1 protein-coding gene is annotated in these 1,305 nt (G+C 62.8%); it reads right to left on the reverse strand.

The features are described 5' to 3' along the window. A partial coding sequence (locus NKH49_RS34665; RefSeq protein ID WP_352930185.1) for an IS256 family transposase occupies positions 1 to 1,188 on the reverse strand: 1,188 nt, incomplete at its 3' end. Between the last annotated feature and the right edge of the window lie 117 nt (positions 1,189 to 1,305).

Below are 1,305 nucleotides of genomic sequence, written 5' to 3' on the forward strand. Positions count from 1 at the left end.
GGCCCTCAGGCTCTCCTTCTTGTGCTCGCGCAGATGATCCATGTTGAGATAGCGGGTCGCCTCGAGCCAGTTCTCGTGGATCTCCACCGCCAATGCCCGAACCAGCCGCAGACAGCTCCGCGGGTTGGGGAAGATGCGAACGACCAGGGTGCGCCGCTTGATCTCCTGGTTCAGCCGCTCCAGCATGTTCGTCGACTTCATGTGCTTGTGGTGAGCTAGCGGCAGCCGATAGAAGCTCAGCGTCTCCTCGATGTTATCTTCCACCCAGTTGACCAGCTTCGGGTATTTGGCCTGCCATTTGGCGATCCACTGCGCCAGGTCGCGTTTGACCTCGGCAAGGTCGCGCCGGTCGTAGAACCATCTGAGCTCCATCAGGCAATCGTCGTCGACCTTGCGCGGCACGTAGTCGAGCGCGTTTCTGAGGAAGTGCACGTAGCAGCGCTGCCAGACCGCTTCGGGCAGCACTTCGCGGATTGCCGCCCTGAGCCCCGGATGGTCGTCGGAGACGACGAACTCGACGCCGGCGAGCCCGCGATTCTTGAGCCCCGTCACGAACTCGCGCCAGCTCGAATGGCTCTCCCGGTTGGCCAGCTCCACGCCCAGAACCTGGCGCCGGCCCTCCCAATCCACGCCGATCGCCACCAGCACCGCCTGGCTGGCGATCACGCCCGCCTCGCGAGCCCGTTCATAGCGCGCGTCCAAGATGAGATACGGATAGCTTTCCTCGAGCCGCTGCGTGAAGAACGCCTTGAGCGCCTCATCCAGCCGCATCGTCGCCTCGCTCACCGTCGAGGCCGAGAAAGAGTGGCCGCACAGTTCCTCCGTCACCGCCTTCACCTTGCGGGTCGAAACGCCCTGCACGTACATCTCGACCAGCGCCGACACCAATGCCTTCTCCGAACGCTGGTAGCGCTCAAACAACTCCGTCGAGAACCGGCCAGCCCGATCCTGCGGAACGCGAAGCTCCAGCACCCCGACCCGCGTCACCAGCTTGCGTTCGTAATAGCCGGACCGGTAACTCGTCCGCTCCGCCGTCCGCTCGCCTTTCTCGGCCCCGATCGCCTCCGTCATCTCGGCTTCAAGAACCTCCTGCACGACACTCTGCAATGCCTGGCGAAAGCCGTCCTCATCCGACAACAGCAACGCTTTCAACTCGCCTCTGCTCAGTCTAACGTCTCGATTGGTCATGGCACTTCCCCTTCCACGGGAATCGGTGATCGCAACGTCACCACCGTGCCATGGCCGCTCGCCCCTCAGAGCAAGCCCCGTTCTCTCTCCAAAACTTTTTGCAGAACCTTCAGCACA

Origin of the sequence: Mesorhizobium sp. M1088 (genome assembly GCF_040318575.1) — a bacterium.
GTDB lineage: Bacteria > Pseudomonadota > Alphaproteobacteria > Rhizobiales > Rhizobiaceae > Mesorhizobium.